This is a genomic window from Chloroflexus sp. (genome assembly GCF_034432675.1).
Classification (GTDB): domain Bacteria; phylum Chloroflexota; class Chloroflexia; order Chloroflexales; family Chloroflexaceae; genus Chloroflexus.
This window is the reverse complement of sequence record NZ_DAOUBI010000119.1, coordinates 1-1,844: the sequence shown is the minus strand read 5'-3', so window position 1 is coordinate 1,844 and position 1,844 is coordinate 1. Positions and strand designations below refer to the sequence as shown.

At 52.3% G+C, this 1,844-nt stretch carries 1 protein-coding gene; it reads left to right on the top strand.

Annotated elements, in window-relative coordinates; all coding sequences use genetic code 11:
• Positions 1-691 precede the first annotated feature (691 nt).
• Positions 692-1,495 (top strand): alpha/beta hydrolase, encoded by an 804-nt coding sequence (locus VAE55_RS08890; RefSeq protein WP_322815431.1) that lies wholly within the window; start codon positions 692-694, stop codon positions 1,493-1,495.
• Positions 1,496-1,844: the final 349 nt, after the last annotated feature.

Genomic DNA, 1,844 nt, shown 5'->3' with positions numbered 1-1,844 from the left:
CGCCAAACTGTGCGACACGTGCATGACGAGCGGGTACGGCAATCCATCCAGCACGTGCTGGCATGGCTGGAGCGGCGCACTGTCAGCGGGCCAGTTGCCCAACATAGCACCTATGGCGATCATACTCGCTGATACGCACGTGGTTGACACCAGTTGTGGGTAATACATAGCCGCTGGGGGAGGGGAGAGGGGAGGGCAGACGTTTGATCGAGGGCTTCCTGATAGGGTAGACGTTGGGTTCGGTCATCTGTCCTGGCCGTCCGTGAATGCCGCCAGGGGGAGCTTGCGCCTGGCTACTCTCCAGCAATGGTACCGGAACCACGTGCGCCGGAGGCGCACGCTCCCAGCTCCCGACTGGGGAGCACGCCCGTCATCACTCCCCCGACCCGCTCCGGCACGCGGGCAATGCAGTATTCGAGTTATGGGTAATGCATAGCCGCAACGTGGGAGAGGGGATAACAGAGAGCTGTGCTGGGGCTTGCTGATGGGGTAGAGTTCGTGCATGTACTTGTCTGCTGGTGAAGTGGGTTGGGGGGGAGTGGGTTGTGACCATGCCCGACGATCTTGAAGCCACAGCGGGAATTGCGACTTGTCAGCATGGTTTTTTGTCCGTTTAAGGGGGTTTTTTACTCAGGCATGTATATCATGTGTAGTGTATGCTCTTGATTGTCTGATGGTAAGGATTTGTAACATGCTCCCAACCATCCTCCGTCTCATCACTATTCTCGTTCCAGGGTATGCAACGATCTGTGGAGTGATCTATATGTTTCAAGAACGTCTGATCTTTTTTCCTGATCGGGACCCGCCTGGTACGCACTATGAGTTTGGTATTCCGGTTGAAGAGGTCTTGATTCCGGTTGAGGGGGCGCAGCTCCACGCTTTGTGGTTCCGCCGGTCTCAGACCAAAGGGGTGATCCTCTATTTTCACGGGAATGCCGGGAGTTTGCGCACCTGGGGAGAGGTGGCACCGGAGCTGGTTCAGTATGGTTACGAGATGGTGATGGTTGATTATCGTGGGTATGGTCAGAGCACGGGCACGATTCAGAGTGAGGCAGAGTTACACGCCGATGCTGCCGCTGCCTATGAATGGGTGCAGCAACGTTATCCAGAAGAGCAGATTGTGCTTTATGGCAGGTCACTGGGGAGCGGGCTGGCCACGCGATTGGCGGCTGTGTATCAACCAGCGCTACTGATCCTTGAGAGTCCCTTCTACAGTGTTGAAGCGATTGCCCGTCGGCAGTTTCCGTGGGTGCTACCCTTTTTGCTGAAGTATCCTCTGCGTTCTCATGAGTGGATCGGTCAGGTGCGTTGTCCGGTGGTGATTATTCACGGCACGAATGATTCGGTGGTGCCTTTCGCCGATGGTGAACGATTGGCGAACGAAGTGACAGCGCCGCTGGCCTTTTATCCGATTGTTGGTGGTGATCATAACAATTTGATGGCATTTTCTATGTACCATCATGCAATTCAGGTGGCGTTGAAGGAATTGCCATGAGTTTTCTTTGATTAATTTAGGGGTGGTTTTTAGATATTTCGGATAAATGAGGAGGTTGTTTGTTGGTTTGTGAATAAAAATACAATGGGGATACATATAAGTTAAAGAAAAGTTGATGATTTCCCGGAATATCGGTCTTGACAAGATGGTTATAATGTAAACGCGATATGAATACCGGGAAATATATATCTCCAATCATAACTTCTTTTCAACTTTAATCGCCTTCATTCCTCTCGCTTCCTTCTCTTTTCCCGGTCTCGTCTCAGTCGAGGAAGATGTTTATTTGTGCTGGCCCGTTGGGTGCGCCACTGCTGCTGTTGATCTGGAATGGTAGGGTGCGTATCAAGGT